General features: G+C 71.8%; 20 protein-coding genes and 1 pseudogene. 17 read left to right on the top strand and 4 right to left on the bottom strand.

The window, feature by feature from the left end; all coding sequences use genetic code 11:
* Window positions 1–23 precede the first annotated feature (23 nt).
* Entirely contained in the window at window positions 24–683 is a 660-nt protein-coding gene (locus tag AB0D48_RS31255; RefSeq protein WP_362404499.1) for a hypothetical protein, read from the top strand.
* Window positions 684–723: 40 nt separating this feature from the next.
* Here the strand turns inward: AB0D48_RS31255 and AB0D48_RS31250 are convergent, their stop codons facing one another.
* Window positions 724–1,185 (bottom strand): YbhB/YbcL family Raf kinase inhibitor-like protein, encoded by a 462-nt coding sequence (locus tag AB0D48_RS31250; protein ID WP_362404496.1) that lies wholly within the window; start codon window positions 1,183–1,185, stop codon window positions 724–726.
* 249 nt (window positions 1,186–1,434) lie between these two features.
* Between AB0D48_RS31250 and AB0D48_RS31245 the strand changes: the two genes are divergently transcribed.
* The 5 genes from AB0D48_RS31245 (at window position 1,435) to dacB (ending at window position 7,223) form a co-directional block, all read left to right on the top strand.
* Window positions 1,435–1,791, top strand: coding sequence for a CU044_2847 family protein (locus AB0D48_RS31245; RefSeq protein ID WP_362404493.1), 357 nt, complete (start codon window positions 1,435–1,437; stop codon window positions 1,789–1,791).
* 193 nt (window positions 1,792–1,984) lie between these two features.
* Window positions 1,985–2,776 (top strand): TetR/AcrR family transcriptional regulator, encoded by a 792-nt coding sequence (locus AB0D48_RS31240; RefSeq protein WP_362404490.1) that lies wholly within the window; start codon window positions 1,985–1,987, stop codon window positions 2,774–2,776.
* The gene (locus AB0D48_RS31235; protein ID WP_362404486.1) at window positions 2,773–3,648 is read left to right on the top strand and encodes an alpha/beta fold hydrolase; all 876 of its coding nucleotides are present in this window, start codon (window positions 2,773–2,775) and stop codon (window positions 3,646–3,648) included. The genes AB0D48_RS31240 and AB0D48_RS31235 overlap by 4 nt, the downstream gene beginning before the upstream one ends.
* Window positions 3,649–3,965: 317 nt before the next feature.
* Window positions 3,966–5,207, top strand: coding sequence for a globin domain-containing protein (locus AB0D48_RS31230; protein WP_362404483.1), 1,242 nt, complete (start codon window positions 3,966–3,968; stop codon window positions 5,205–5,207).
* 384 nt (window positions 5,208–5,591) lie between these two features.
* Window positions 5,592–7,223 carry a D-alanyl-D-alanine carboxypeptidase/D-alanyl-D-alanine-endopeptidase gene (gene dacB, locus AB0D48_RS31225; RefSeq protein WP_362404480.1) on the top strand — a complete coding sequence of 544 codons (1,632 nt, stop codon included), beginning with the start codon at window positions 5,592–5,594 and terminating at the stop codon, window positions 7,221–7,223.
* Here the strand turns inward: dacB and AB0D48_RS31220 are convergent.
* Window positions 7,202–7,899 (bottom strand): annotated as a pseudogene (locus tag AB0D48_RS31220) (DUF5954 family protein). The gene dacB and the pseudogene AB0D48_RS31220 overlap by 22 nt on opposite strands.
* Before the next feature lie 381 nt (window positions 7,900–8,280).
* Between AB0D48_RS31220 and AB0D48_RS31215 the strand changes: the two are divergent.
* The 7 genes from AB0D48_RS31215 to AB0D48_RS31185 all read left to right on the top strand — a co-directional run bounded on the left by AB0D48_RS31215 (window position 8,281) and on the right by AB0D48_RS31185 (window position 17,652).
* Window positions 8,281–9,015 carry a DUF899 domain-containing protein gene (locus AB0D48_RS31215; protein WP_362404477.1) on the top strand — a complete coding sequence of 245 codons (735 nt, stop codon included), beginning with the start codon at window positions 8,281–8,283 and terminating at the stop codon, window positions 9,013–9,015.
* A gap of 61 nt (window positions 9,016–9,076) precedes the next feature.
* Entirely contained in the window at window positions 9,077–9,607 is a 531-nt protein-coding gene (locus AB0D48_RS31210; protein ID WP_362404474.1) for a GNAT family N-acetyltransferase, read from the top strand.
* A 213-nt stretch (window positions 9,608–9,820) separates the two neighbouring features.
* Complete coding sequence (locus AB0D48_RS31205) at window positions 9,821–10,786, top strand: cyclase family protein (protein ID WP_362404471.1); 966 nt, start codon at window positions 9,821–9,823, stop codon at window positions 10,784–10,786.
* Window positions 10,787–10,889: 103 nt separating this feature from the next.
* Window positions 10,890–13,694, top strand: coding sequence for a SpoIIE family protein phosphatase (locus AB0D48_RS31200; RefSeq protein WP_362404468.1), 2,805 nt, complete (start codon window positions 10,890–10,892; stop codon window positions 13,692–13,694).
* 166 nt (window positions 13,695–13,860) lie between these two features.
* The gene (locus AB0D48_RS31195; protein WP_362404465.1) at window positions 13,861–15,411 is read left to right on the top strand and encodes a sugar ABC transporter ATP-binding protein; all 1,551 of its coding nucleotides are present in this window, start codon (window positions 13,861–13,863) and stop codon (window positions 15,409–15,411) included.
* Window positions 15,408–16,469 carry an ABC transporter permease gene (locus AB0D48_RS31190; RefSeq protein WP_362404462.1) on the top strand — a complete coding sequence of 354 codons (1,062 nt, stop codon included), beginning with the start codon at window positions 15,408–15,410 and terminating at the stop codon, window positions 16,467–16,469. Before AB0D48_RS31195 ends, AB0D48_RS31190 begins: the two co-directional genes overlap by 4 nt.
* A 43-nt stretch (window positions 16,470–16,512) precedes the next feature.
* Complete coding sequence (locus AB0D48_RS31185) at window positions 16,513–17,652, top strand: substrate-binding domain-containing protein (RefSeq protein WP_362404460.1); 1,140 nt, start codon at window positions 16,513–16,515, stop codon at window positions 17,650–17,652.
* A 26-nt stretch (window positions 17,653–17,678) separates the two neighbouring features.
* On the opposite strand, the gene bla is transcribed toward AB0D48_RS31185, so the two are convergent.
* Window positions 17,679–18,599 (bottom strand): class A beta-lactamase, encoded by a 921-nt coding sequence (gene bla, locus AB0D48_RS31180; RefSeq protein WP_362404457.1) that lies wholly within the window; start codon window positions 18,597–18,599, stop codon window positions 17,679–17,681.
* A 169-nt stretch (window positions 18,600–18,768) separates the two neighbouring features.
* On the opposite strand from bla, the gene AB0D48_RS31175 reads away from it, so the two are divergent.
* A complete protein-coding gene (locus AB0D48_RS31175; protein ID WP_362404454.1) occupies window positions 18,769–19,497 on the top strand; it encodes a WHG domain-containing protein in 729 nt (242 codons plus the stop codon).
* Between the two features lie 78 nt (window positions 19,498–19,575).
* On the opposite strand, the gene AB0D48_RS31170 is transcribed toward AB0D48_RS31175, so the two are convergent.
* Window positions 19,576–20,988, bottom strand: coding sequence for a short-chain fatty acyl-CoA regulator family protein (locus tag AB0D48_RS31170; protein WP_362404451.1), 1,413 nt, complete (start codon window positions 20,986–20,988; stop codon window positions 19,576–19,578).
* Between the two features lie 286 nt (window positions 20,989–21,274).
* Here AB0D48_RS31170 and aceA point away from each other — a divergent pair, with 286 nt between their 5' ends.
* The 3 genes from aceA to AB0D48_RS31155 all read left to right on the top strand — a co-directional run bounded on the left by aceA (window position 21,275) and on the right by AB0D48_RS31155 (window position 25,191).
* Complete coding sequence (aceA, locus tag AB0D48_RS31165) at window positions 21,275–22,564, top strand: isocitrate lyase (protein WP_362404449.1); 1,290 nt, start codon at window positions 21,275–21,277, stop codon at window positions 22,562–22,564.
* A 159-nt stretch (window positions 22,565–22,723) separates the two neighbouring features.
* Entirely contained in the window at window positions 22,724–24,316 is a 1,593-nt protein-coding gene (gene aceB, locus AB0D48_RS31160) for a malate synthase A (protein WP_362404446.1), read from the top strand.
* Entirely contained in the window at window positions 24,313–25,191 is an 879-nt protein-coding gene (locus AB0D48_RS31155; RefSeq protein ID WP_362404443.1) for a 3-hydroxybutyryl-CoA dehydrogenase, read from the top strand. Before aceB ends, AB0D48_RS31155 begins: the two co-directional genes overlap by 4 nt.
* The last annotated feature ends 24 nt before the right edge of the window (window positions 25,192–25,215 follow it).

Here is a 25,215-nt window from a genome sequence, read left to right as displayed (position 1 = left end):
ACAAATGGAAAGGGAGTTGACGGATGAAGCAGCTGCGCATCCTGGTCGCGGTCGGAGTCCTCGCGCTGGGATCGGTCGGTGCGGGAGGCACCGCCGAGGCCGGACCGGCGTCCCCCGGCTGCCCGACGGCGCAGATCTTCGCCACCAACAACACCGCGATCATCACGGATCCCGCCGACCCCCGGCTCCGGACCCGCCTGACGCGCTTCGACCACGAGGTGCGGCAGATCATCCACGCCAACGGCGCGCGGCCCGGCGCCTCGACCCTGCTCGACGGCGTCTTCTGGTCCGGTGACCTGAAGCAGACCACGTACGAGCGGTCGCGCGAGTTCGCCGTCGACAGGGTCGGCCGCGACGGGCTGCACCACATCGCAGGCGTCATCGCCAAGCAGTACGACCAGGAGTCGGTCCTCACGTTCCGGTGCCTGCCGCGTACCGCCCCTGACACCGACGCGGTCGAGATCCGGGCCGACGGCGTCAGCGCGACCCGCCTGCACGACGCGCTGCTCGCCGACCCCGAGGCCCGCGACCGGCTGAGCGGCGGCTCGGTCGCCCTCGGCGGGCGGCTCATCCTCGTCGCCCCGCTCGAGGACCTGGCGCTGGCCCGGAAGTTCACCGCCGATCTCGGCGTCGACTGGAACACCGCCGAAGTCCGCTACGGGGACGAAGAGTTCGTCGTCTAGGTCACGTGTGCGGGACCCCTGCATACCGTGCGGGCAGCTCCTAGAGCCGCTGGTAGGTGCCCACGAGGGTGCCGCTCCCGAGCTCCCTGCCCTGCACGGCGCTGTGCACCGCTTCCACGCCGGGCCGCTCGCTCTCGCTCAGCCGGACGGGCTGCGACAGCGCGTACAGACGGAAGAAGTAGCGGTGCGGCCCGTGGCCGGGCGGTGGCATGGGCCCACCCCAGCCCGTCCGCCCGAACCCGTTGGGCCAGGACCGTCCGCCGTGCGGCTCCTGGCCCTCCTCCACCCCACCGGTCCACGGATCGATGCCCGTGACCAGCCAGTGCAGGAAGCTGGTTCCTGGCGCGTCCGGGTCTTCGCACAGGAGCAGCAGCTGCGCAGTGCCCTCCGGCGCGGCCGTCCAGGTCAGGGGCGGCGAGATGTTCTCGCCCTCGCCGCTGTACCGGCGCGGGATCTCCGCGTGGTCGGCGAATGCCGAGCTGGTCAGCTGAATTCGGGTCATGGCCGCGGCCCTACCCGCCCCTGCCGTCCCCGTACCGCATCGAACCCCCGCGCAACCCCGCCGGCCGAGCCCCCGCCCGTCCCTGCGCCTCGGCAGCCTTCCCTGTTCGGGGCTGACCGGCGGGGACACGTCCTGCCGCATTCGGCCCACTCCGTCATGCGGCAGGCTCCCGGTCCTGTGATGCTGGCCGAGACCCGGGTGCCGGCCCGTCCGCGGCCGTCGCCGTGTACGGCAGTCGGAGGAGGAGCCGTGGCCGCTGTTGCTCGGATTCCGTTGGAGGGCGGGGGCTACGTCCTGATCGAGGAGGCTCCGTCCGCCACGACGGAGGGGCCCGTGAAGGCCGGCCGCATCGGCGACGCCATCCATGACCTGCCGGAAACTCTGCAAGAGGCGCTCGGTCCGGTCACCGAGGCCGCGCGCGTGACCCTCGACCAACTACGCAAGGCCCGGCCCGACGACATCACGGTCCAGTTCGGCATCGACCTCTCGGTCGCCGCCGGGGCTGTGATCACCAAGGCCGGCGCCGGCTGCCATTTCACGGTGACCATGGCGTGGAAGCGAGGCTTTCCCGGCCATCCTCGCACCGCATCCGAGGTTCCGGAGTGACCCGCGTGAACGGCGCCGGTGTCCCGGACTGCGGCGATCCCGGTCCCGGTTCCAGTTCCGACCTCAGTTCCGGCTCCGGCTCCGGGCGGCCGCGGGTCTTGCTTTGAGCGTCCAATGGACTCATCATATGCGTCCAACGGACGCACAGTGGAGTGGGGCGGGGCGTGGACCAGACAACGAGTAGGCACCGCCCATGACACTCTCCCCCGAAGCCGGAGCCGGAGCTGAAACCGGAGCTGCAACCGAAACCGGAGCCCAAGCCGGACCGGTCCTCGCCCCCGTGGAGCCCGGATCCCCCGCCTGGTGGCAGGCCCGGTACGCCGAACGCGACCGGCGCAGACCCCGCCAGGGCGGGCTGACGCTCGCTCGGATCACTGCGGGCGCGCTCGAACTGACCGACCGCGAAGGCCTGGAGGCGCTCACGATGCGCCGGCTCGGCGACCATCTCCAGGTCCGCCACACCTCCCTCTACCGGCACGTGGCGAGCCGGGAGGAGCTTCTGATCGAGACCGTCGACCACATGCTGGGCGAGATCCGGCTGCCCTCGCTCGACGGGGACTGGCGGGCCGGCCTGGAGCGCGGAGCCCGGGAGTTCCGCCGGGTCCTCGCGGCGCACCCGGCAGTCGTTCCCCTGCTGACCACCGGTCAGCTGCTGGGTCCCAACGCCCTGCGGGCCCGTGAGCACGCCCTCGGACAGCTCCTCGCCCACGGGTGGGCCCCTCGGTCGGCCGTCCACGTCTACCTCACCGTCACCCACTTCGTGATCGGTGCCGCCGTCCTCGACTCCGGCGGCGCGGCCCGCACCCCCGGTCAGCGGGCCGCGATGGCCGAGCTGTTCGCCGCCCTCTCCCCCCGCACCCACCCGGTGGTCCACCGCCACGCCGAACTGCTCAACTCCCTTGACCCCGAGGCCGAGTTCGAGTTCGGCCTGCGGACGCTGCTGCTCGGACTGGGCCACCTGCATGCCGAGGAGGCCCCGGCATGACCGGTGGACGCCTCCTGCCGCCGCTGCGCCGCTGGACCGCGGGCGGCAGCACCCTGCGGATCGGCGGTCACTCGGTCTTCGTACGCCAGGACGGGCCCGCGCAGGGCGCGCCCGTCACCCTCGTCCACGGCTTCCCCACCTCCTCCCACGACTGGGCCGCCGTCGTCCCGGCGCTCGTCGCAGCCGGACTCCGGGTCACCACGCTGGACCTGCTCGGCTTCGGGGAGAGCGACAAACCCCGACGCCACCGCTACTCGGTGCTCGACCAGGCCTCTCTGGTCGAGGACGTCTGGCGTCATCACGGGATCGGCAGCACCGCCCTGGTCGCGCACGACTACGGGGTGAGCGTCGGCCAGGAGCTGCTGGCCCGCGACCCGGCCCGGATCACGCGCATGGCCTGGCTCAACGGCGGCCTCTATCCCGACCTGCACCGCCCCGTGCGGATCCAGCGCCTGCTGCACGGCCCGCTGGGCCCGCTGCTGGCGCCCCTCACCACTCAGCGGCGGTTCGCCGCGACCCTGCGTGCCGTGCTCGGACGGCCGATCCACGAGGAGGACGTGCGCGACCTGTGGGCGGCCGCGTCCCGCGCCGACGGCCACCGCCTCGCCCCGCGACTGCTGCGCTACATCGACGAGCGCCGCCGTCACGCGGCGCGCTGGACGTCGGCCCTGGAGGAGTTCCCCGGGCCCGCGCTGTTCGTGTGGGGGCCCGGCGACCCGATCAGCGGTGCCCACGTGCTCTCCCGGATCCGTTCGCGCATGCCGAAGGCCCAGGTCGTGGAGCTTGCCGGGCCGCCGGCGGTCGGGCACTACCCGCAGCTGGAGGATCCCGAGGCGGTCGCGGCAGCACTCACCGCGTTCCTGGCGCCCTGAGGCGGGCCGGCAAGGAGGGGCCGCCTGCCGCGCCAGGAGGACGTTGCCCGCGAAGCACCTCACGGACATACCGGCCTGAGCGGAACGGATACATGCAGGTCGCACCCTTTAGCTACTTCTGAGTCACCGCCACGATCAGGTAGCGTCCGGAACCGCTTGATCCGCTTCAGCGTTCCCGCCCCACGATGAGGACTCATGCCCGCCACCTTCGACGCCCCGATCACCGCTCTCCCGGGGCATGGCTCCATGGGCGATGCCGCCCCACGCCCCGCCGGAGGGAAGCCATCTCGGATACCGGATGGAGGGGCGTCGGCCTCTTGAGATTCCGGATCAATCGTTCCAGCAGCACACCCGCGTACGCGGCTCCGGAGGAGCCGGCACCCGCCCCGGCCGAACAGACCCTCGAGCCGGAGGCCGTCGAGGCACCTCTGTCGGCCCACGAGACGGCCCTCGTGCGCGCCTCCGTCGCAGTGGTCGAGCCAATGGCCGCAGAGATCACGGTCTACTTCTACGCGATCCTCTTCGCCCGCTACCCCGAGGTCCGTCCGATGTTCCCGCCCGGGATGGACGCCCAGCGCGGCCGCCTGCTGCGCGCGCTGCTGCGCATCGTGGACCTGGTCGACGACCCGGAGAACCTGGTCCGCTTCTGCGGACACCTCGGGCGCGATCACCGAAAGTTCGGCGCTCTCGCCGCGCACTTCCCGGCCGTGGGCGAGTGCCTCCTCGACTCCCTCGCCCGCTACGCCGGTCCCGCCTGGACCCCGGACATCGCCGCCGCCTGGACCAAGGCCTACGGCGCAGTCGCCGATGTCATGATCAGCGCGGCAGAGCAGGACGAGGCGGTACGGCCGGCCATGTGGGCCGCCACGGTGGTGCACCGCGTCCCTCGCGGACACGGCATCGCCGAGATCACCGTGCGGCCCCACATTCCGTACGCGTACGCCGCCGGACAGTACGTGAGCGTCGAGACCCCCTGGTGGCCGAAGCAGTGGCGCTACTACTCACCCGCCAACGCGCCCCGCGAGGACGGCACCCTCACCTTCCACGTGCGCGCGGTGGCCGGCGGCGCGGTCAGCAACGCACTGGTGCACAGAGCGGCGGTGGGCGACGTGGTCCACCTGGGTCCCCCGATGGGTGACATGGTGCTGGACGCCGCCGTCCACAACGATCTGCTCTTCGTGGCCGGCGGCACCGGCCTCGCCCCGATCCGCGCGCTCGTCGAAGAGATAGCCCGTCGCGGCGGGCGCCACCAGGTGGACCTGTTCCTCGGCGCCCGTACGGGTGCCGAGCTGTACGGGGTCGACGACATGCTCCGGATGGCCCAGCGGCACCACTGGCTGGCCCTCAGGGGCGCGGTCTCCCATGAGTACGTCCCCGGGATCCGGGGGTCCCTGCCGGAGGTTCTGACCGAGTACGGGCCGTGGTACCAGCACGACGTCTACCTCAGCGGCCCCGTACCGATGGTCGTCTCCGCCAGCGAGGCGCTCACGCTCCACGGCACCTTGCCCGAGCACATCCACCACGACCCTTTCGACACTCCTGTCCTGTCCGTTCCCTGACGCTGGGTCATCCGGTGGAGCTCGTCGGGCGTGATCCCGAGATCCTCCACGGGCGTGCCGGAGTTGGCTCCGACCCGCAGGGTGCGGCGGATCGATGCCCGCATACCGGCCCCCTGGGGAGGGGCACGTAGTCGGGCCGCGTCCCTCCTCGAACAAGTCGCACACCCCACCATTCGCCCGAATCGACCCACTGCAGAGGCGACTCCGTGCCCAGGTGACGTCCCCCCGGTCGGTGGCGGGCGGCTCTCTCCGCCTCCCGGGTGGCAGCTGCCAGCCAGGTGGCGGCGCCCGGGCAACATGCGGGCCGTAACGTGCCGTGCCACCCTGTTCACAGACATCGACGAGGCCTCGGGAGAAGGGCAGCCGCGACGAACGGAGCGCGCTGTGGAAGATCCGATCCGCTTCGCGGCGCTGCGGCGCCGGGTGGCCGCCGCCTGCGCCGCCCTGCTGTTGGTCGCGCTCGCCTCGGGTACGGGCGCCCGAGCGGCCCCGTCGCCCTCACCCTCGCCCTCCCCGCTGCCGTCCGGCGCGGGAGATCCGGGGCGGCTCGACCCGCGCATCACGGAGATCATGCGGAAGCCGGAGTACCGCAATGCCCAGTGGGGACTGCTCCAGACCGAACCGGCCGGCAAGCGGGTGGTGCACGCTCAGTTCCCCGGGCAGTTCTTCATCCCCGGTTCCACCGCGAAACTGTTCCCCATCTCCGGCACGTGGCAGACCCTCGGCGCGGACCACCGTTTCGTCACCCCCGTCTACGCGGTCGGGAAGCGGGCCGGGGCCACCCTGACCGGCGACCTCGATCTCGTCGCCCAGGGCGACCTCACCCTGGGCGGCCGGACCCGCCCCGACGGTACGGTCGCGTACACGGACCTCGACCACACCTACGCCAACGACTTCCCCGGGGCGACCCTCACTCCGGAGAACCCGCTCGCCGGGATCGACCGGCTTGCCCGGCAGGTCCGCGATTCCGGCATCACCCGCGTCGACGGCGACGTGATCGTCGACAACCGGCTCTTCGCCCCGGACCCGGTCCTCGACCCCACTCCGACACCCCTGATCATCAACGACAACCTCATCGACCTGCTGACCACACCCGGGGACCGGCCGGGCGCGAACGCGCGCCTGGACTGGCGTCCGAAGGTCGCGCCGTACGAGGTCACGTCCACGGTGAAGACCGTCGCTGCCGGGAAGCCGACGAACATCACGGTGACGGCCACCGACCGCGGAACCCGGATCCGGCTGTCCGGCACGATCGCGGCGGGCACCGAGCCGCTGCTGCGCACCTCCCCGATCACGGACCCGGCCGCGTTCGGCCGGACGGCGCTGATCGAAGCGCTCGCCCGGGCAGGCGTGGAGGTCACCGCCGCCGCGACGGGTCCCAACACGGTCGCGCGGCTGCCGCGCGATTACGACGGCCGTCCGCGGGTGGCCGCGTACACCTCCCCGCCGTACGACCAGTACGCCAAGCTGATCCTCAAGGTCAGCCACAACCTGGGCGCCAACCTGAGCATCTGTCTGATGGCCGTCACCACCGGCAGTCACCAGTGCGCCGACGGCTTCCCGGTGCTCGCCGGCTTCCTGGACCGGGCGGGCGTCGACCGCAAACAGGTGGAACTCATGGACGGCCGGGGCGGCAACCCCGCCGACCGGGCCACGCCCCGGGCGACGGTGCAGATGCTGGCGTACTGGCAGCGCACCCCGGACGCGCGGCGCTTCCGGGAGGCCCTGCCCATCCTCGGCGTCGACGGGCTGCTGGCCGAGAACTGCCGGAGCTGCCCGGCGCGCGGGAAGGTGTTCGCGAAGTCCGGCGCGGCCGTCGGAGTGGATTCCCTCAACGACCGGCTCGCCGTCGGCGCCATCACCATCGCCGGCTACCTCGACAAGGGCGGCGGCCGCTTCGACACCTTCTACGCGGGCGTCAACGGCGCGTCCACACCGACCGCCGACCCGGCCGGCGTCCTGGCCATCGCCAACGACCTCGCCCTGATCGCCGCTTACCTCCAGGAGTCGCCCTGACCCCGCTCTGCGTACGCAGGGGGCGCGGGAGGGGCGGGTACGGGCGCCGGGGCCGGGCGAAGCCGGGCCGATCGCGTCCGACGGCGGGCGTGACCGCGTGACCGGCTCCCAGTTGCTCGCCGTCCGCTCCACCACCGTGAACGTCGCGGGCAGCAGCAGGACGTCCGGGTGCGTGTCCCATCCCGCCGCGCGTCGGCGCGCACGTCCTCCGGGAACCGTTCACCGGTGTAGCACAGGCCGCGCAGCGCCAGCTTTTCAACGGCCTGGGAGGGCGTGACGGGCGCGTCCGGGTCCAGGACCAGGCCGTCATCGATCGCCGGCCCCTTGGCGGCACGGTCCCAGTCGGGTACGAGGGGCTCCGGATCGGTCGGGCGCGGCTGTTCCATGCCGTCCGGACCCGCACCTGCGTACTCCTCGGCTCGTACGATCCGTAACGGGTCCCGGCCACGGCGAGTTCGTCGACCCGCTCGCTCTCCAGCCGGGCGACCGCCGCCAGCAGCCCGCGCCGCTCCGCCCTGTCGTGGGCCTCGTCCTTCGCACGGAACCACAACCGCGAGTTCAGCCCGTCGCGTGCCTGCTGCGGGCAGCCGGCCGTGACCGCGAGCACCACCCGCCACCTCGGCCCGTCCCCGGCGCACTGCGCCGCGACCCCGAACAACGGGCCGCGCACCACCACATGGCCCGCACGCGTCACGGCGTCGACCGCGTCGGCCTCCCTTGCGGCTTCCACCGGCTCTGGCAGTTCGGCGGGCGGCCGTCATGAAACGAGGCGTCGCCGGTCACGCAGGCGGTGAGCCTACGTGCCGCATCTGACACCGCACGTGTGACGGACGGTACACCGCCAACTACCTGTCGCGATAACAGGCGCCCGGGCACCCTCCCATGGATCGTGGCCCTGTCACCGGGCCGTGCGCCCGTGCCGTCGAAGGACCGCCGCCGCGCGCGTACGGTGGACGTATGGCCGGACGGGGACGCCTGTGCAGGCACTGCTGACAGCCGCTGCGGGCGACCACCCCGCCTCGATGCGTGCCCTGCTCCCACAGAGGAGGGAAGGCAAATGCCCGAGCACACGGTCGGCACACAGGAGGAATTCGAGGCAGCCCGAGCGGACCTGCTCGCGGAGGAGAAGAAGCTCACCCGGCGCAGCGACGAGCTCGCGCGCAAGCGGCGGGAGCTTCCCTGGGTGCCGGTCGACAAGGACTACGGCTTCGAGACCGAGAACGGGGCCAAGGGGCTCGCGGACCTCTTCGACGGGCGCTCGCAGTTGCTCGTCTACCACTTCATGTTCGGCCCGCCGTACGAGGCCGGATGCCCGGTCTGCTCCTCGATCGCGGACACCCTCGACCCCAACGGGGTCCACCTCAAGGCCCGTGACGTGACGCTGATCTGCTCCTCGCGGGCACCGCTCGACAAGCTCCTCGCCTACAGGGAGCGGATGGGCTGGAGCTTCAACTGGGTCTCCACCGTCGGCAGCGACTTCCACCGCGACCTCGGCTTCCTGTACACGGACGAGGAGCTGAGGCCGTTCCTCGAGGGCGAGATCCCGCCGACCGTGAGTCAGATGGCGCGGGCGTCCGGCACCGACGTGCTCGGGTACGTCACCGAGGGGCCCGGGCTGAGCTCGTACGCGCTCTCGGACGGCACCGTCTACCGGACGTACGTCACCACCGCGCGCGGCCTTGAGCCTGCCATGGCGTACTACGGTCTCCTCGACCGCACGCCGATGGGCCGCCACGAGGAGGGCGAGGAGGCCTTCTGGCTGCGCCGCCACGACGAGTACGGCAAGACCTGAGAGGTCGTCTCCTCCCCGTATTCATCGCGTGGGTCCACCCGACAGTGCCTAAGCTTTCCCCGTGGACGACAGCACACCTGGCATACGGATCAGACCGGGCGGCCCGGCCGACGCACCGGCCATTCTGGACATGCTCGACTCCGCGGTGGTCTGGATGAACGAGCGCGGCAACACCGAGCAGTGGGGCACGACACCGTATTCGCAGAAGCCCGGCGGCGTGGCGCGAGTCGAGCGGTACACGACCGAGAACGCCCCTTACATGGCGGAGTTGGACGGCACGCCTGTCGGAGCCCTGGTGTTGGACTCCGGGCCCAGCCCGCAGATGCCGATCGCGCCGGCTGAGGAACCCGAGCGGTACGTCCGGCTGCTGGTGTCCGACCGGCGGTACGCCGGTCAGGGCATCGGGGCGGCGCTGCTGGCTCATGCGGCCGACGAAACCCGGCGGGCCGGAGTGGAGCTGCTGCGGGTCGATTGCTGGGCGGGCGGCGGGGGCGAACTGGTCGCGTTCTACGAGCGCAACGGTTTCACCCGCACCGACCGTTTCCTGTCCGGAGCCTGGCCGGGACAGGTGCTGGCCCGGCGGGTCGTCTGACGGCGGCCGGGCGGGGCGAGAGCACCGGTACGTGGCGGCCTCCCGTGGTCCACGCCATGCTGGGAGGGGTCGGGGTTCCTCTTCGGGCCCACCTCGACGGCTGCCCTCCTCCACTCGGATCAGCCACTTCACGTGACTCGCCGTGGTCTCCCCAGGGGCGCGAGCAGGGAAACGTCTCGGGCGACCGTACGCACCTTGGAGCGCTGAGTACCCATGAGCAGCAACCCCGCCGACGCCCCCGCTCCCCCACCGGCCGGTCCCGTCGGTGGGGCCGTCTCCCGCCAGGAGTTCGACGCGCTCTTCGAGGCGGTCCGCACGTGGGGCCGGTGGGCCGCAGCCGACCGGGGCGCGTGGAACCGGGTGACAGCGGGCCACGTACGGCGGGCCGCCGCCCTGATCCGGTCCGGAACGGTCGTCCCGATGGGGCGGCCCTGGGACACCCGGCCCGGACCGGACAACGCGAAGCCCGCGTTGCACCACATGGTCGACCTCGGCGACGTGGAGGCCCCGGAACCGTCCACCTACAAGGACTTCCTCGGCGTGGACTACCACGGCAAGGGCGTGAGTCATCTCGACGCGCTGTCACACATCGCCTACCGGGGGCAACTGTACGACGGCCGCCCGGCGCGCGAGGTGATCGATGCCGGGGGCGCCCGCTTCGGCGCCGTGTCGGCGCTCGGCCCCCTGGCCACCAGGGGTGTACTCCTCGACCTGCCCGCCGCCCTCGGGGTCAGATGGCTGGAACCCGGGCACGCGGTGCACGCACAGGACATCGTCGCCGCGGAGCAGGCCCTCGGTGTGACGATCGGGGACGGCGATGCGGTGCTGCTGCGCTCCGGCCACGTCCGCCGCCGCCTGGAAATCGGCCCCTGGGACCCGGACGCGGCGAGCGCTGGCTTGCATGTGGACGCCGTGCCGCTGCTGGCCGAGCGGGCCATCGCCCTGCTCGGCGGCGACGGGGACAGCGACGTGCGGCCGTCGCCGGTCGAGGGCCTGCACTCCCCCGTCCACGCGCTCGCCGTCACCGCGATGGGGGTGCCGCTGCTGGACAACCTCGACCTCGAAGCGCTCTCCGCCGCCTGCGCCGAGGCGGGCCGTTACGCGTTCATGCTCGTCGTGACGCCGCTGAACGTCCCCGGTGGGACGGGTTCGCCCGTCAATCCGGTCGCGATCCTCTGACGGCCGACCCCGCCCATCACCTGCTCTCCTCTTCATCCCGAAAATGTGGGGAATATACTCAAATCTGGCGATCGCTACCGTTCCGGTGAGGGAAGTGGTGCAGATGGGGGTCGTGGGAGGCCGCATAGGTCCCGTGCGTTCCCGTGACCGATTTCTGCACGGCGAGTCGGTCGAGTCGGTCGCGGGGAGCGTGAGGAGTCCGATCCTGAGCTCGTGGGAGCGCAGCATGCTGCTGGGGCTGTCGCCGGACCAGTCCGAGCTTCCCTTCACCCAGGACTTCGACGCGGACGGTCCGCTCGTCCGCGCCGCCGGGCCGGTGCTCGACCGGCTGCAGTCCATTTTCGCGGGCAGCCAGATGAACATCTGTCTCGCAGACGGCCGCGGCACGGTCCTCGAACGCCGCTTCGGCGAGAAGTCCATGATCAGCCGGCTTGCCGCGATCCAGAGCGTCCCTGGCTTCGTGTTCGCCGAGCCGGTCGCGGGGACGAACGGAATCGGTCTCACCCTCGCGGAGAGGCGGCTCTGCCAGGTCTACGGTGCGGAGCACTTCGCCGAACGGTCCCAGTCAAGTGCCTGTACCGCGATCCCCGTTCGCGACCAGCTCAGCGGACGCATCGAAGGCGTACTGTGCCTGGGCTATCCCTACACCGATGCGGACCCCGCACTGGTCCCCCTGGTACGCAGGGCGGCCGAAGCCATCGAACGACGGCTGATGGACCAGAGTTCGGCGCGCGAGCGCGGCCTGCTGCAGGCGTATCTCGACGCCGGGAGCCGTGCCCGGACCAGCGACAGCGCACGGAACGGGTACCCCGTGGGGATGGACGAGCTGCTCCAGAGCGACCTGGACCAGAGCGATCAGATGCTCCTCAAACAGAGGGCCACGGAGCTGATGTCCTCCGCCCGGCGGGCGGCCGTCGACGTGTCCCTGTCCCACGACCGGCGGGTCACCCTCGTGAGCCGTCCCGTGAGGAGCCTGTCCGGGGTGGAGGGCGTCGTCATCGAGGCGCTCCTCCCCGCGGATTCGGATCGGCATGCCCCCGCACCCAGCCCGGCCCGCGCCCCCGCCGTCCCGCCGCCCGGCCCGCGCCCCCGCGTCACACCCGGCCCGGCCACGACAACGGTCCGTGCACCCGGCGCAACCGGCGCACCGGACGCACCTGGCGCCGAGGACTCCGCCGACGACAGGGTCAGAGGCCTGGTGCTCGTGGGCGAGCCGGAGGTGGGGAAGTACGCCGTCGCGGCGCGACGCCGACTGGAGCTGCTGGCCGAGGCCAGCAACCGCATCGGCACCACCTTGGACGTCAGCCGCACCGCCTGGGAGCTCGCCGAGACGGCGGTCCCGCGCCTGGCCGACTTCGTCACCATCGACCTGCCCGAGGCCGTGCTACGCGGCGAGGAGTCCCCCCACCCCACCACCGAAATGCACCGCACGGTGGTCCACGGCATCCGCGAGGACTGCCCCTTCTCCCCGGTGGGAGAGCAGATCACCCTCCGCCCGACCACGCCCCACATGCGCTGCCTGACCACGGGGCAGCCCGTGCTGGAACCCGATCTGAGGGCCGCCTTCGGCTGGATCGCCCAAGACCCCGAGCGCGCCGAGCTGCTCCTCGCCCACAACATCCACTCCCTCATCACCGTCCCCCTGCTCGCCCGTGGTGTCCTCCTGGGCATCGCCGGCTTCTACCGTTCGCAGGACCCGGCCCCCTATGGGGACGACGACCGCTCGCTGGCCCAGGAACTCGCCGCCCGCGCCGCCCTCTGTATCGACAACGCACGCCGCTACACCCGCGAACACACCCTGGCCCTGGCCCTGCAGCGCAGCCTGCTCCCGCGGGGCCTGCCCGAGCAGGGCGCCGTCGAGGTCGCCCACCGCTACCTGCCGGCCGAGTCCGGAGTGGGCGGCGACTGGTTCGACGTCATCCCCCTCTCCGGCACCCGCGTGGCCCTGCTCGTCGGCGATGTCGTCGGCCATGGGCTGCACGCCGCCGCCACCATGGGCCGGCTGCGCACCGCCGCACGCAACTTCGCCGAACTGGAACTCGCCCCCGACGAACTACTCACCCACCTCGACAACCTGATGGTGCGCCTCGACCGGGAGGAGGGCGGCGACAATCCCGCCGTCGGCAGCGCCGGCATCGTCGGCGCCACCTGCCTGTACGCCATCTACGACCCCACCTCACAGCAGTGCACGATGGCCCGCGCCGGCCATCCGCCGCCCGCGCTGGTACGTCCCGACGGCACCGTGACGCTGCTCGACCTGCCCGCCGGGCCTCCCCTCGGCCTCGGCGGTCTGCCGTTCGAGTCGGTCGAGATCGAGCTCCCCGAGCACAGCCAGCTGGTCCTGTACACGGACGGGCTCATCGAAGACCGCCATCGGGACATCGACGTGGCCCTCGACGATCTGAGCCGCGCGCTCGCCCACCCGGACCGCGCCCCCGAGGAAACCTGCCAGGCGGTCCTCGACGCCGTGGCGCCCGAACACCCCGGCGACGACATCGCCCTGCTCGTCGCCCGCACCAACGCCCTGCCCCCCGACCGGATGGCCACCTGGGACCTGCCCGCCGACCCGGCCCTCGTCTCCGACGTCCGCGCCGGCGCCATGGGCCAGCTGAGCCGGTGGGGGTTGGACGAGTCCGCCTTCGCCACGGAACTGCTGCTCAGCGAGCTGGTCACGAACGCCGTCCGCTACGGCACAGGGCCCATCCGGGTACGCCTCATCCGCGACCGCACCCTGATCTGCGAGGTGTACGACGCCAGCAGCACCGCGCCCCGCATGCGCCATGCCGCCACCACCGACGAGGGTGGCCGTGGCCTGTTCCTCGTCGCGCAGCTCGCCCAGGCCTGGGGCACCCGCTACACCACCGGCGGCAAGGTCATCTGGGCCGAGTGCGCCCTGGAGGCGGCGTGACGTGCGACCGACGATCGGTGACCGGCACCGGGCACGGTGACCGGTGACCGGTGGACCGGTGACCTGAGCATTTCGGGCCGGGTAAATGCCGGATATATACCGTCAGATCCGCATAGAATCCCCCTGCAGTCGGGAAGAACTCGGAGGCCGACCCCCGGAGAAGTCTGTGCATGACGCTCCCGACACCTCGATGAGCCCGCCCTCGCGCTCCGGGGGAGAACCTCTCGTCCGCATGCGCGGTCTCGGCAAGCGGTTCGGCGGCACCGTCGCATTGACCGCGGTCGACCTCGACATCCACAGAGGCAGCGTCCTCGCCCTGCTCGGTCCCAACGGTGCCGGGAAGTCCACCCTCATCAAGGTCCTCGCCGGCGTCCACCACGCCGACGAGGGCGAGGTGACGGTGGCCGGCCACTCGCTCCGCTCCCACGGCGCCACCCGGAGCATGTCCTTCATCCACCAGGACCTCGGTCTCGTCGAGTGGATGACGGTGGCCGAGAACATCGCCCTGGGCACGGGCTACCCGCGCCGCTACGGACTGGTCTCCTGGCGGCAGACCCGAGAGCGCTGCGATGAGGCCCTGCGGCTCGTCGCCGGGCACCTGGAGGCCGACGCCCGGATCGCCGGCCTCGCCCCCGCCGAGCGCTCGCTGGTCGCCATCGCCCGCGCCCTGGCGACACGGGCCGAGCTCATCGTCCTCGACGAGCCCACCGCCACCCTCCCCGCTGCCGACTGCGCCCGGCTGTTCCACGTACTGCACACCCTGCGCGACCGTGGACACGGCATCCTCTACGTCAGCCACCGGCTCGACGAGGTGTACAAGGTCGCCGACACGGTCGCCATCCTGCGCGACGGCCACCTGGTCGAGACAGGGCCGCTCGCGGGATACAGCCCCGCCCGTCTGGTGCGCGCCATCGTGGGCCGCGAAGAGGCCGGCTACGTCCCGGCCACCCCACCCGCCGCCGGCCCGCCCCTCCTCAGCCTCGCCGGTGTGCGGACCGCGGACACCGGGCAGGTCAGCCTCGACCTGCGAAGGGGAGAAATCCTCGGCATGGTGGGCCTGACCGGCGCCGGCCACATGGAACTGGGCCGCGCCCTCGCCGGTGCCCGGCCGGTCCCCGGCGGGCTGGCGCTGCTCGACGGCCTGCCGTACCACCCGCGTTCGGTCCGGGCGGCGCTCGACTCCGGCGTCGGCTTCGTGGCGGGCAACCGTCAGGAGGAAGGCTGCGCCGCCGAACTGACCGTACGGGAGAACTTCCTGGCGAATCCCCGGGCAGCCGGCGTGCCGGCATTGCGCTGGATCAGCCCACGGCGTGAACGCGCCGAGGCCACCGCCCTGATCGACCGGTTCTCGGTGCACCCCCGCGACAGCGAGGTACCGATCGCCACCCTGTCCGGCGGCAACCAGCAGAAGGTCATGGTCGGCCGGTGGCTCCGGGCACACCTGCGCCTGCTCATCCTCGAAGAGCCGACCGCCAGCGTGGACGTGGGCGCCAAGGCCACGGTCTACCGGCTGCTCGACGACGCGCTGGCCTCCGGCCTGGCGGTACTGCTCATCTCCACCGACTTCGAAGAGGTCGCCACCGTGTGCCACCGCGCTCTGGTGTTCGTCCGCGGGACCGTGCGCGCCGAGCTGACCGGCGCGGCCCTCACGGTCACCGAACTCACCCGGACCGCCTCGGCCATGCCCCCCATCACCGGAGCCGCGACGAGCCGATGACCATCCCTCCCTCGCTCCGGTCCCAGCTGGACCGCCTCCACGGGCACCTCCTCGGCACCTACGGCCTGCTGGCCCTCGCCGCCCTGCTCTTCCTGGTCTTCTCCCTCACTCTGCCGGACACCTTCCCCACCCGGGACAACATCTCCTCGATCCTCTCCAACCAATCGATCCCCGCCATCCTGGCGCTCGGCGCGACCATCACCATCGCCACCGGCAAGTTCGACCTGTCCATCGGCTACGGTCTCGGCCTCGCGCACGTCATGGTGATGCAGCTCATCGTCGACGAAGGCTGGCCCTGGCCCCTCGCCTGCCTCGTGGTGGTGTGCGGAGGGGCCGCGATCGGGGCTCTGAACGGTGTCATCGTCGAATTCGGCCAGATCACCTCCTTCATCGCCACGCTCGGCACCGGCAGCATGATGTACGCCTTCACCGGCTGGATCACCGACGGCGCCCGGATCGTCCCCGGCCCGAACGGCCTGCCCGCCTCCTTCACCGGCCTCTACGACTCCCGGTTCCTCGGGCTGCCGGTGCCCGCCTTCTACGTCCTTGCCGTCGCAGCCGTCCTCTGGGTGGTGCTGGAGCGGCTGCCGCTCGGCCGGTACCTGTACGTCATCGGCTCCAACCCGCGGGCCGCCGGCATCATCGGCATCCCCACCCGCACCTACTCCGTCTACGCCTTCGCCGGATCGGGCCTGGTCGTCGGCTTCGCCGGTGTCCTGCTCGCCGCCCAGCAGCAGACCGGCAATCCGAGCGTCGGGCTGGACTACCTGCTGCCCGCCTTCGTCGGCGCCCTGCTCGGTTCCACCACGATCAGACCGGGCCGCGCCAATGCCCTCGGCACCGTCGTGGCCGTCGCCGTCCTCGCCATCGGCCTCGCCGGAATCGGCCAGCTCGGTGCCCAGTTCTGGGCCACGCCGCTGTTCAACGGCGGGACCTTGCTCATCGCCGTCGGCCTGGCCGGCTACTCCGCCCGCCGCCGTCTGCGCGGCGGCGCCACCACGTCCCGCCGGTCGCTCGCGGAGCCGTCGGCCGCACCGGCGAACGACAGCCATCCCTAGAACCGTTCCCGCACTTCGTACGCGCACCTGCGTCAGGAGCACTGTGTACTCGAACCGCAAGACCGTCGTCCGGGCCGCGGCCCTCCTCGCGGCAGCCGCCGCCCTGGCCGCCGGCTGTGAGCGCGGCCCGTCGACCGGCACCGGGCCGTCCGACGCCGGCGGTTGCCCCAGCACCCTCGCGAAGGCCGGGACGGCCGTTCAGCAGGCCGAGAACACCGATGCGTCGTGGACGGGCCCCACCAGCGGTCCGGCGGCTGTTTCCGGCAGGACGGTCGTGTACGTCGCGCAGACCATGACCAACCCTGGCGTCGCAGGCGTGGCGAAGGGCGTGGAGGAAGCCGCGAAGGTCATCGGCTGGGAGGCCCGGGTGATCGATGGCGAGGGCACCCCCGCCGGCATCCAGGCCGCGCTCAGCCAGGCGATCACCCTCAAGCCCGCGGGCATCGTCATCGGCGGCTTCGATCCCCACCTCACCGCGCAGCAGGTGGCACGGGCCCGAGCGGCGCGGATCCCGCTCATCGGCTGGCACGCGGTGGATTCCCCCGGCCCGAGCGAGAACGCCGGGCTCTTCACCAACATCACCACGAACGTGGAGGACGTGGCGAAGATCAGTGCGGACTGGATCATCGCCCGGTCCCGGGGCAACGCCGGCGTCGTCCTGTTCACCGACGACTCGATCCCGTTCGCCAGGAACAAGTCCGAACTGATCAAGAAGGAGCTCGCCACCTGTTCCGGAGTGCGGCTCCTGGCGTACGAGAACATCCCCATCCCGGACGCGAGCAGCCGGACCCCCCAGTCGGTCTCCTCCCTCCTGTCCCGCTTCCAAGACGAGTGGACGTACTCCGCAGCCATCAACGACCTCTACTTCGCCGACGCCGCCCCGGCCTTGCGAGCGGCCGGCAAGCCGGGCTCCGGACCACCGTTCAACATCGGCGCGGGCGACGGCGACCCCTCCGCCTTCCAGCGCATCAACAGCAAGCAGTTCCAGGCCGCGACCGTCCCCGAGCCGCTGTCCCAGCAGGGCTGGCAGATCATCGACGAGTTCAACCGCGCTTTCGCGGGCCGGCCCGCCAGTGGCTACGTCGCTCCGGTCCACATCGCCACGGCCGGCAACAGCAGCGGCGCGACCTCCTGGGACCCGGCCGGTTACCGCGAGGCGTACCAGAAGATCTGGGGCAAGTAGCGTCCTCATGGCCGGCCTGGTGGCTGTCAGGCGAGCGCCGCTGCCAGGAGCGCGGCAGTCTCGGCAACCAGCGGGTTGTCCGCTCCGGCTTCCGGCCGGCGCTTGGTCGTCAGGACGGCCATGACGATGGGCGCAGCCCCGTGCGGGGGCCACGCGATGCCCGCGTCGTTGTTCGTCCCGTACCTCCCGCCACCGGTCTTGTCCGCCAGGGTCCAATCCGCCGGCAGGCCGGCCCTGAAGCGGTCCGTGCTGGTCGTGTTGGCCAGCAGCCAGCCCCTCAGGAGCTCCCGGTCCCGGGGTGCGAGCGCGTCGCCGAGCACGAGGCTCTCGTAGGTCCGGCCGATGGCCCGCGGGCTGGTCGTGTCCGTCAGCCGGTCGGGCTCCGCGGAGTTCAGGGCGGGCTCCCAGCGGTCGAGCCGGGTGGTCCGGTCCCCCACCGAACGGCAGAAGCGGGTGACCGCGCCGGGGCCGCCCAGTTCACGGAGAAGGAGGTTCCCGGCGGCGTTGTCACTCCGGCAGATCGTGGCGGCGCACAGCTCATCGACGGTCATTCCCCGGGCCAGGTTCTCGGGCAGCCCGGTGACCGGCCCGTATCCGGAATCCCTCACTTCCTGCTCCGTGTAGTGGAGGCGCTTGGCGAGCACCTCTCCGTCCTGGTCCAGGTCACGAAGTACCGCCGCGACCGCGAGGGTCTTGAAGAGCGAGCACATCGGGAAGAGCTCGTCCGCCCGGTACAGCACCGTCCGGCCGCTGGCCGTGTTCCGGGCGAACACTCCCAAGCGGGCGGAGTGCCCCCGTTCGAGCGTGCGGAGCTCGCGCAGGATCGTGTCCCGGCCGGGCCGGGGGGCTGCGAATGCGGTACCGCTGAGAGGTAATCCTGCCAGCGCCGCGCCGGCCCCGACGGCCAGCACGGCGCGGCGGGTCGGGCGGACCCCTGCGAATTCCACGATGCGATCTCCACTTCTGCTCTGGTCGCTGTGAGAGCGAGGACGCATCTGGAGACCCGGTGGTTCACTCGCGCCCCTCGGCATCTGGGGCAAGGTCCGGCGCCGGTGCCGTCAAGGTGCTCCGGAGGCCGCGATCACGGCAGTTGTGGCCGGCGGGTACGGTTTCGGCATGGACCTTTCCACGACGAGTTCGACCGCCGACAGCCTGATGCCGTCGACGGTGATCAAGGAGACCGCGCGTCAACAGCTGGTGAAGCTGGGTGCCGGAGGGCTGTCCCTGGAAGCCGTGGCACGCGACAGCGGTCTTGCCGTCACCGAGGTGGAAGCTGTCTTCCCCCACCGGGACGACCTCCTGACCGCTCTGGTCATCGACGCCTACAACGCGAGCGGCGCCGCGATGGAGGAGGCTGACGAGGCCGCCTCGGGCGCCGGTGCGTCGGCCGGTGCACGGCTCCTCGCGGTCACCCGCGCGCTGCGGCAGTGGTCCTTCGACCACACCGCCGAGTTCACGCTGATCTACGGCTCGCCCGTGCCGGGCTACCACGCCCCGCAGGACACGGTCCCGCCCGCCTCGCGCACCCCCGCCGTTCTCGCCGGCATTGTACGGGCGGCGCTGGAGGGCGGTGAACTCACCCCGCCCCGGCGGACGGTGCCCGGCCCGCCGCTGCTCCTGCCGGCGGCCACGGAGCTCTTCGGCGGCGTGCCCGAGGCTCCGTTCTCGGACATCCTCGAACGCGGCATCGTCCTGTGGAGCAATCTGATCGGTCTCCTGGTGTTCCAGGTCTTCAGCCGTACCCACGACAGCGTCAGGGACGAGGCCGCGTTCTTCGACTACGCCGTCGCCGTGGCGGCCGAGAGCATCGGGCTCGTCGTCCCCCTGGGGGCGGACACCGACTGACGGCCCGTCGGATCGGGAGGCCTGCCGACCGGACGCACCGTGGGCGTGGCGTGGCCCTGGAGTCCGCGTCACGCCCGGCTACCGCGGCGCGTCGTCGACGATCCGGTACGGGACGAAGGTACTGGAGTTCTCGTCCACGGCCAGCGGCCGACCGAGCGGAGGCACCGCGCGCTGGGGGCAGTCGAGCCGTTCACACAGGCGGCAGCCCATGCCGATCGGGGTGGCGGCGGCGGTGTTGTCGAGGTCGAGTCCGTCGGAGTAGACCAGGCGGGACGCGTGCCGGATCTCGCAGCCCAGCCCGATGGCGAAGGTCTTGCCGGGTTCGCCCCAGCCGCCGCGGTGGCGGGTGACGGCCCGGGCGGTCCACAGGTAACGCCGGCCGTCGGGCATGGCGGCGATCTGGACGTGGATGCGGCCGGGCGCGGCGAAGGCCTCGTACACGTTCCACAGCGGGCAGGTGCCGCCCGCGCGGGAGAAGTGGAAGCCGGTGGCCGACTGCCGCTTGGACATGTTGCCCGCCCGGTCCACCCGGACGAAGGAGAACGGGACGCCGCGCAGCCGGGGCCGCTGGAGCGTGCTCAGACGGTGGCAGACGGTCTCGTAGCCGAGACCGAAGTGGTCGGCGAGGCGTTCGATGTCGTACCGGTGCTCCTCGGCAGCCGCGTGGAAGACGGTGTACGGGAGGATCAGCGCGGCGGCGAAGTAGTTGGCGATCCCGATCCGCGCCAGGGCGTGCTCTGTGGAGCCGGCCGGGAAGTCCTCCGCGGCCAGCCGGTCCAGTTCGTCGCCGTACTCCAGCAGGGCCAGTTGGGTGGCCATGCGGAATGCCTGCTGGCCCGGACGCAGCCGGGCCGAGAGGTGCAGGATGCGGGCACCGGGGTCGTAGTGGTGGAGCCGGTCGGTGTCGGAGGTGACCCGCACCTGATGGCGCTCCGTGAGCCGCCGGGAGAGGGCCGGCAGGACGTCACCGGGGCGGATGCCGATCTCGCGGGCGAGGCGCTCGGCGGCCAGGTCCGTGTCGTGCAGGTAGTTCTGGCGGCGGTAGAAGAACTCACGGATCTCCTCGTGCGGAGAGCGGGGGCGGCGCGCGTCCCCGGTACCGTCCCGACTCTCCGCGGCGTCCGACAGCCGCTCGGCGAGCACCTGGCCGCGCCGGCCGAGGTCCAGGAGGACCTGCGCGACGGCGGGCATCCGGGAGGCGAGTTCCGCGAGGTCGGAAGGGGACACACGGGCCTCGGCCACCTCCCCCGCGAGGGCCTCGCGCAGGTCCGCCACCAAGCGGCTCGTGTCGCGTTCGGAGAAGAAGCCGGGGTCGACACCGAAGGCCTCGGTCAGGCGCAGCAGCACCGGCACGGTCAGCGGCCTCGAATCGTGCTCCATCTGGTTGAGGTAGCTGGGTGAGATGCCGAGGACCCGGGCCAGTTCCGCCTGGCTCATGCGCCGTTCCTCGCGCAGCCGCCTCAGCCGCGTTCCCGCGTAGGTCTTGCTCACCGCGCCCGTCGCCCCCTCGTTCCCCGCGCCCCTGCCCGTCCGAGCAACCGTCAGCCTACGCCAGGACTCGGCCGTACCTGCCTTTGCAAGATTGGCAAAACCCCTTCCGAAGATTCGCAGAACTTGGCAGCCGTCCACGGTTGATCGCACTGGGTGCCGCTGAAAGAGTCGTGCTGCGGCCCACACGGCCCCCGCGACTGAAGCGGGAGCCGACACCCGCAACCTCTAACACGGCACGACGTGCCATCTCTTGGCACTCTTAACGATTCATGGAGACGGTGACCTCATGGCTCAGGCAGAGACGACGACGGCAGCAGCAGCGGACCTCGCGCAGCGGTGGGCGACCGATCCCCGCTGGGCCGGCATCGAGCGGACCTACGCCGCCGAGGACGTGGTCCGGCTCTCCGGCAGCGTTCGCGAGGAGCACACCCTGGCCCGTCGCGGCGCCGAACGGCTCTGGCGGCAGCTGCACGAGCGGGACTACGTCCACGCCCTCGGCGCGCTCACCGGCGGCCAGGCCGTCCAGCAGGTCCGGGCCGGGCTCCAGGCCATCTACCTGTCCGGCTGGCAGGTCGCCGCCGACGCCAACCAGGCCGGTCACACCTACCCCGACCAGAGCCTCTACCCGGTCAACTCCGTTCCCCAGGTGGTCCGCAGGATCAACAACGCCCTGCTGCGCGCCGATCAGATCGCCACCGCCGAGGGCGGCCACGACGCGACGGACTGGCTGGCGCCGATCGTCGCGGACGCCGAGGCCGGTTTCGGCGGCCCGCTCAACGCCTTCGAGCTGACCAAGGCCATGATCGCGGCGGGCGCGGCCGGCATCCACTACGAGGACCAGCTCGCCTCCGAGAAGAAGTGCGGCCACCTCGGCGGCAAGGTCCTCGTGCCGACCTCCCAGCACATCCGTACCCTCAACGCGGCCCGCCTCGCCGCTGACATCGCCGACACCCCCACCCTGATCATCGCCCGCACGGACGCCCTCGCCGCGAACCTGCTGACCAGCGATGTCGACGAGCGCGACGCGCAGTTCGTCACCGGCGAGCGCACCGCCGAGGGCTTCTACCGGGTGGAGAACGGCATGGCCCCGGTCATCGCGCGCGGCCTCGCCTACGCCCCGTACGCCGATCTCATCTGGGTCGAGACCGGCACGCCCGATCTGGCGCAGGCCCGCGAGTTCGCCGAGGCGGTCCACGCCCGGTACCCGGACCAGATGCTGGCCTACAACTGCTCGCCGTCCTTCAACTGGAAGGCCGCCCTGGACGACGACCAGATCGCCAAGTTCCAGCGCGAGCTCGGCGCCATGGGCTACCGCTTCCAGTTCATCACCCTGGCCGGCTTCCACTCCCTCAACCACGGCATGTTCGACCTCGCCCGCGGCTACGCCGAGTACGGGATGACCGCCTACGTCGACCTGCAGGAACGGGAGTTCGCGGCTCAGGCCCAGGGCTTCACGGCCGTCAGGCACCAGCGCGAGGTCGGCACCGGCTACTTCGACCTCGTCTCCACCGCGGTCAACCCCGCCTCCTCCACCACCGCGCTCACCGGCTCCACGGAGGAAGAGCAGTTCCACTAGCCCGGCCGCTGCCGGGTCCCGGCACCACGGGCCTCTGCCGGGTCCCGCACCACCGGCCCCTGCCCGGGCCGGGGTCGGATCCGCTCCCGGCCCGGCCCGGGGTCGGATCCGCTCCCGGCCCCGCCCCTCCCCCGAACGCCCTCTCCCTCAGGAGACCGTATGTCCACCCACGCACTGCCCCGTCGTGTCCAGGTCCTCGGGGCACCGGGCGACCGTCACGAGGAGATCCTCACCCCCGAGGCGCTGGAGTTCATCGGCCGTCTCGACGCCGCCTTCCGCGAGCGCCGGGTGGAGCTCCTCAAGGAGCGCCGGCGCCGCTCGGCCAACCTGGCCTCCGGCACTCCGCTCGACTTCTCCGTCGCCACCTCGCCCGTCCGCGGCGACCCGCAGTGGCGAGTGGCCCCGCCGGCTCCGGGCCTGACCGACCGCCGGGTCGAGATCACCGGCCCGCCCGACCGGCGGATGACGATCAACGCCCTCAACTCCGGCGCGCGGGTGTGGATGGCCGACTTCGAGGACGCCACCGCCCCCACCTGGGACAACGTCGTCGAAGGTCAACTGAACCTGCGCGACGCGATCGACCGGCGCATCGACTTCACCAGCCCCGAGGGCAAGGAGTACCGACTCGGCCAGGACCTCGCCACGATCATGGTCCGCCCCCGCGGCTGGCACCTCCTCGAGGAGCACCTGGAGTGCGACGGCCGCCCGGTCCCCGCCTCGCTGGTGGACTTCGGTCTCTACTTCTTCCACTGCTCCCAGCGCCAGATCGATGCCGGCCACGGCCCGTACTTCTACCTCCCCAAGCTGGAGAACCGTTACGAGGCCCGCCTCTGGAACGACGTCTTCGTCCTCGCCCAGGAGCTCCTCGGCATCCCCCGCGGCACCGTGCGGGCCACCGTCCTCATCGAGACGATCACCGCCGCCTTCGAGATGGAGGAGATCCTCTACGAGCTGCGCGAGCACAGCGCCGGGCTGAACGCGGGCCGCTGGGACTACCTCTTCAGCCTGATCAAGACCTTCGCCCACCGCACCGACTTCCTCCTCCCCGACCGGGCCGAGGTCACCATGACCGCCCCCTTCCTGCGGGCGTACACCGAACTCCTCGTCCGTACCTGCCACAAGCGCGGCGCCCACGCCATCGGCGGCATGTCCGCCCACGTTCCCGGCAAGGACGCGACGGCCAACGAGGCCGCCCTGGCCCGGGTCCGGCTGGACAAGGAGCGGGAGGCCGAGGACGGCTTCGACGGCTCCTGGGTCGCCCACCCCGGCCTGGTCCCGGTCTGCCGGGACGCCTTCGACGCGGTCCTCGGCGACCGGCCGCACCAGCTGCACCGCACGCGCGACGACGTCGCCGTACAGGCCTCCGATCTGCTCTCGGTGCGCCGGATCAGCGGCCCGCCGACACCGGAAGGCATACGCGTCAACGTCGCCGTGGCGCTGCGCTACTTCGACGCCTGGCTGCGCGGGCACGGCGCGGTCGCCCTGTACGGGCTGATGGAGGACGCGGCCACGGCCGAGATCGCCCGGGTGCAGCTCTGGCAGTGGGTGCGCCACCGCGCCATCACCCGCGAAGACGTCCTCGGCCTCCTCGACACCGAGTGCGCCGCGCTCGCCGGGGAACGGCCCGACGCCCTGGTGACCGAGGCCCGCCAGATCCTGGAGGAGACCGCGCTCGGCCTCACCCTGCCGTCGTTCTTCACCGCCGGGGCCTACACCCGCCACCTCGTCCGCCGTACGGAGGCCCGCTCGTGAGCACCCCGGTCAGCCCCGTCCGCCGGGTCGGTGTCGTCGGAGGCGGCCAGATGGGCGCCGGCATCGCCGAAGTCTGCGCCCGCGCCGGACTCGACACCGTCGTCTGCGAGGACGACGCCACCGCCGCCCGGGCTTCCCGCGAACGCGTCGCCACGTCCTTGGAACGGGCCGTCCAGCGAGGGAAGCTCGACCGCCTCTCCGCCGAGGACGCCCTCGCCCGCCTCGTCTTCACCGGCAGTCTCGACGAGCTCGCGGACCGGCAGCTCGTCATCGAAGCCGTCACCGAGAACGCCGACGCCAAGACGGAACTCTTCAGCGCACTCGACAAGATCGTCGAAGACCCGGAGGCCGTCCTCGCCTCCAACACCTCGGCCATTCCGATCATGCGTCTGGGCATGGCCACGGGCCGCGCCGACCGGGTCGTGGGCCTGCACTTCTTCAACCCCGTCCCCGTCCTGCCCCTCGTGGAGATCGTCTCCTCCCTGCACACCTCGGCGCAGACCCTCCGAGCGGTGGACGGCTTCGCACGCGACACGCTGGGCAAATCGACGGTCCGCTCGCAGGACCGGGCCGGCTTCGTGGTCAACGCGCTCCTCGTGCCCTACCTCCTCTCGGCCATCCGCATGGCCGAATCCGGGTACGCCACGCCCGCCGACGTCGACACCGGCATGGAGCTCGGCTGCGCCCACCCCATGGGCCCCCTCAAGCTCGCGGACCTCATCGGCCTCGACACCGTCGCCGCGATCGCCGAGTCGATGTACGAGGAGTTCAAGGAGCCCCTCTACGCCCCGCCGCCACTGCTCCAGCGGATGGTTCAGGCGGGACTGCTGGGACGGAAGTCCGGCCGCGGGTTCCACACGTACGACCCCGGCTGACCGGCTCGGGCCGAAGGGGGCAGA

It is taken from the genome of Streptomyces sp. NPDC048269 (assembly GCF_040652395.1).
In the GTDB taxonomy this organism is placed as follows: Bacteria; Actinomycetota; Actinomycetes; order Streptomycetales; family Streptomycetaceae; genus Streptomyces.
This window is presented reverse-complemented; position numbering and strand designations above follow the sequence as displayed.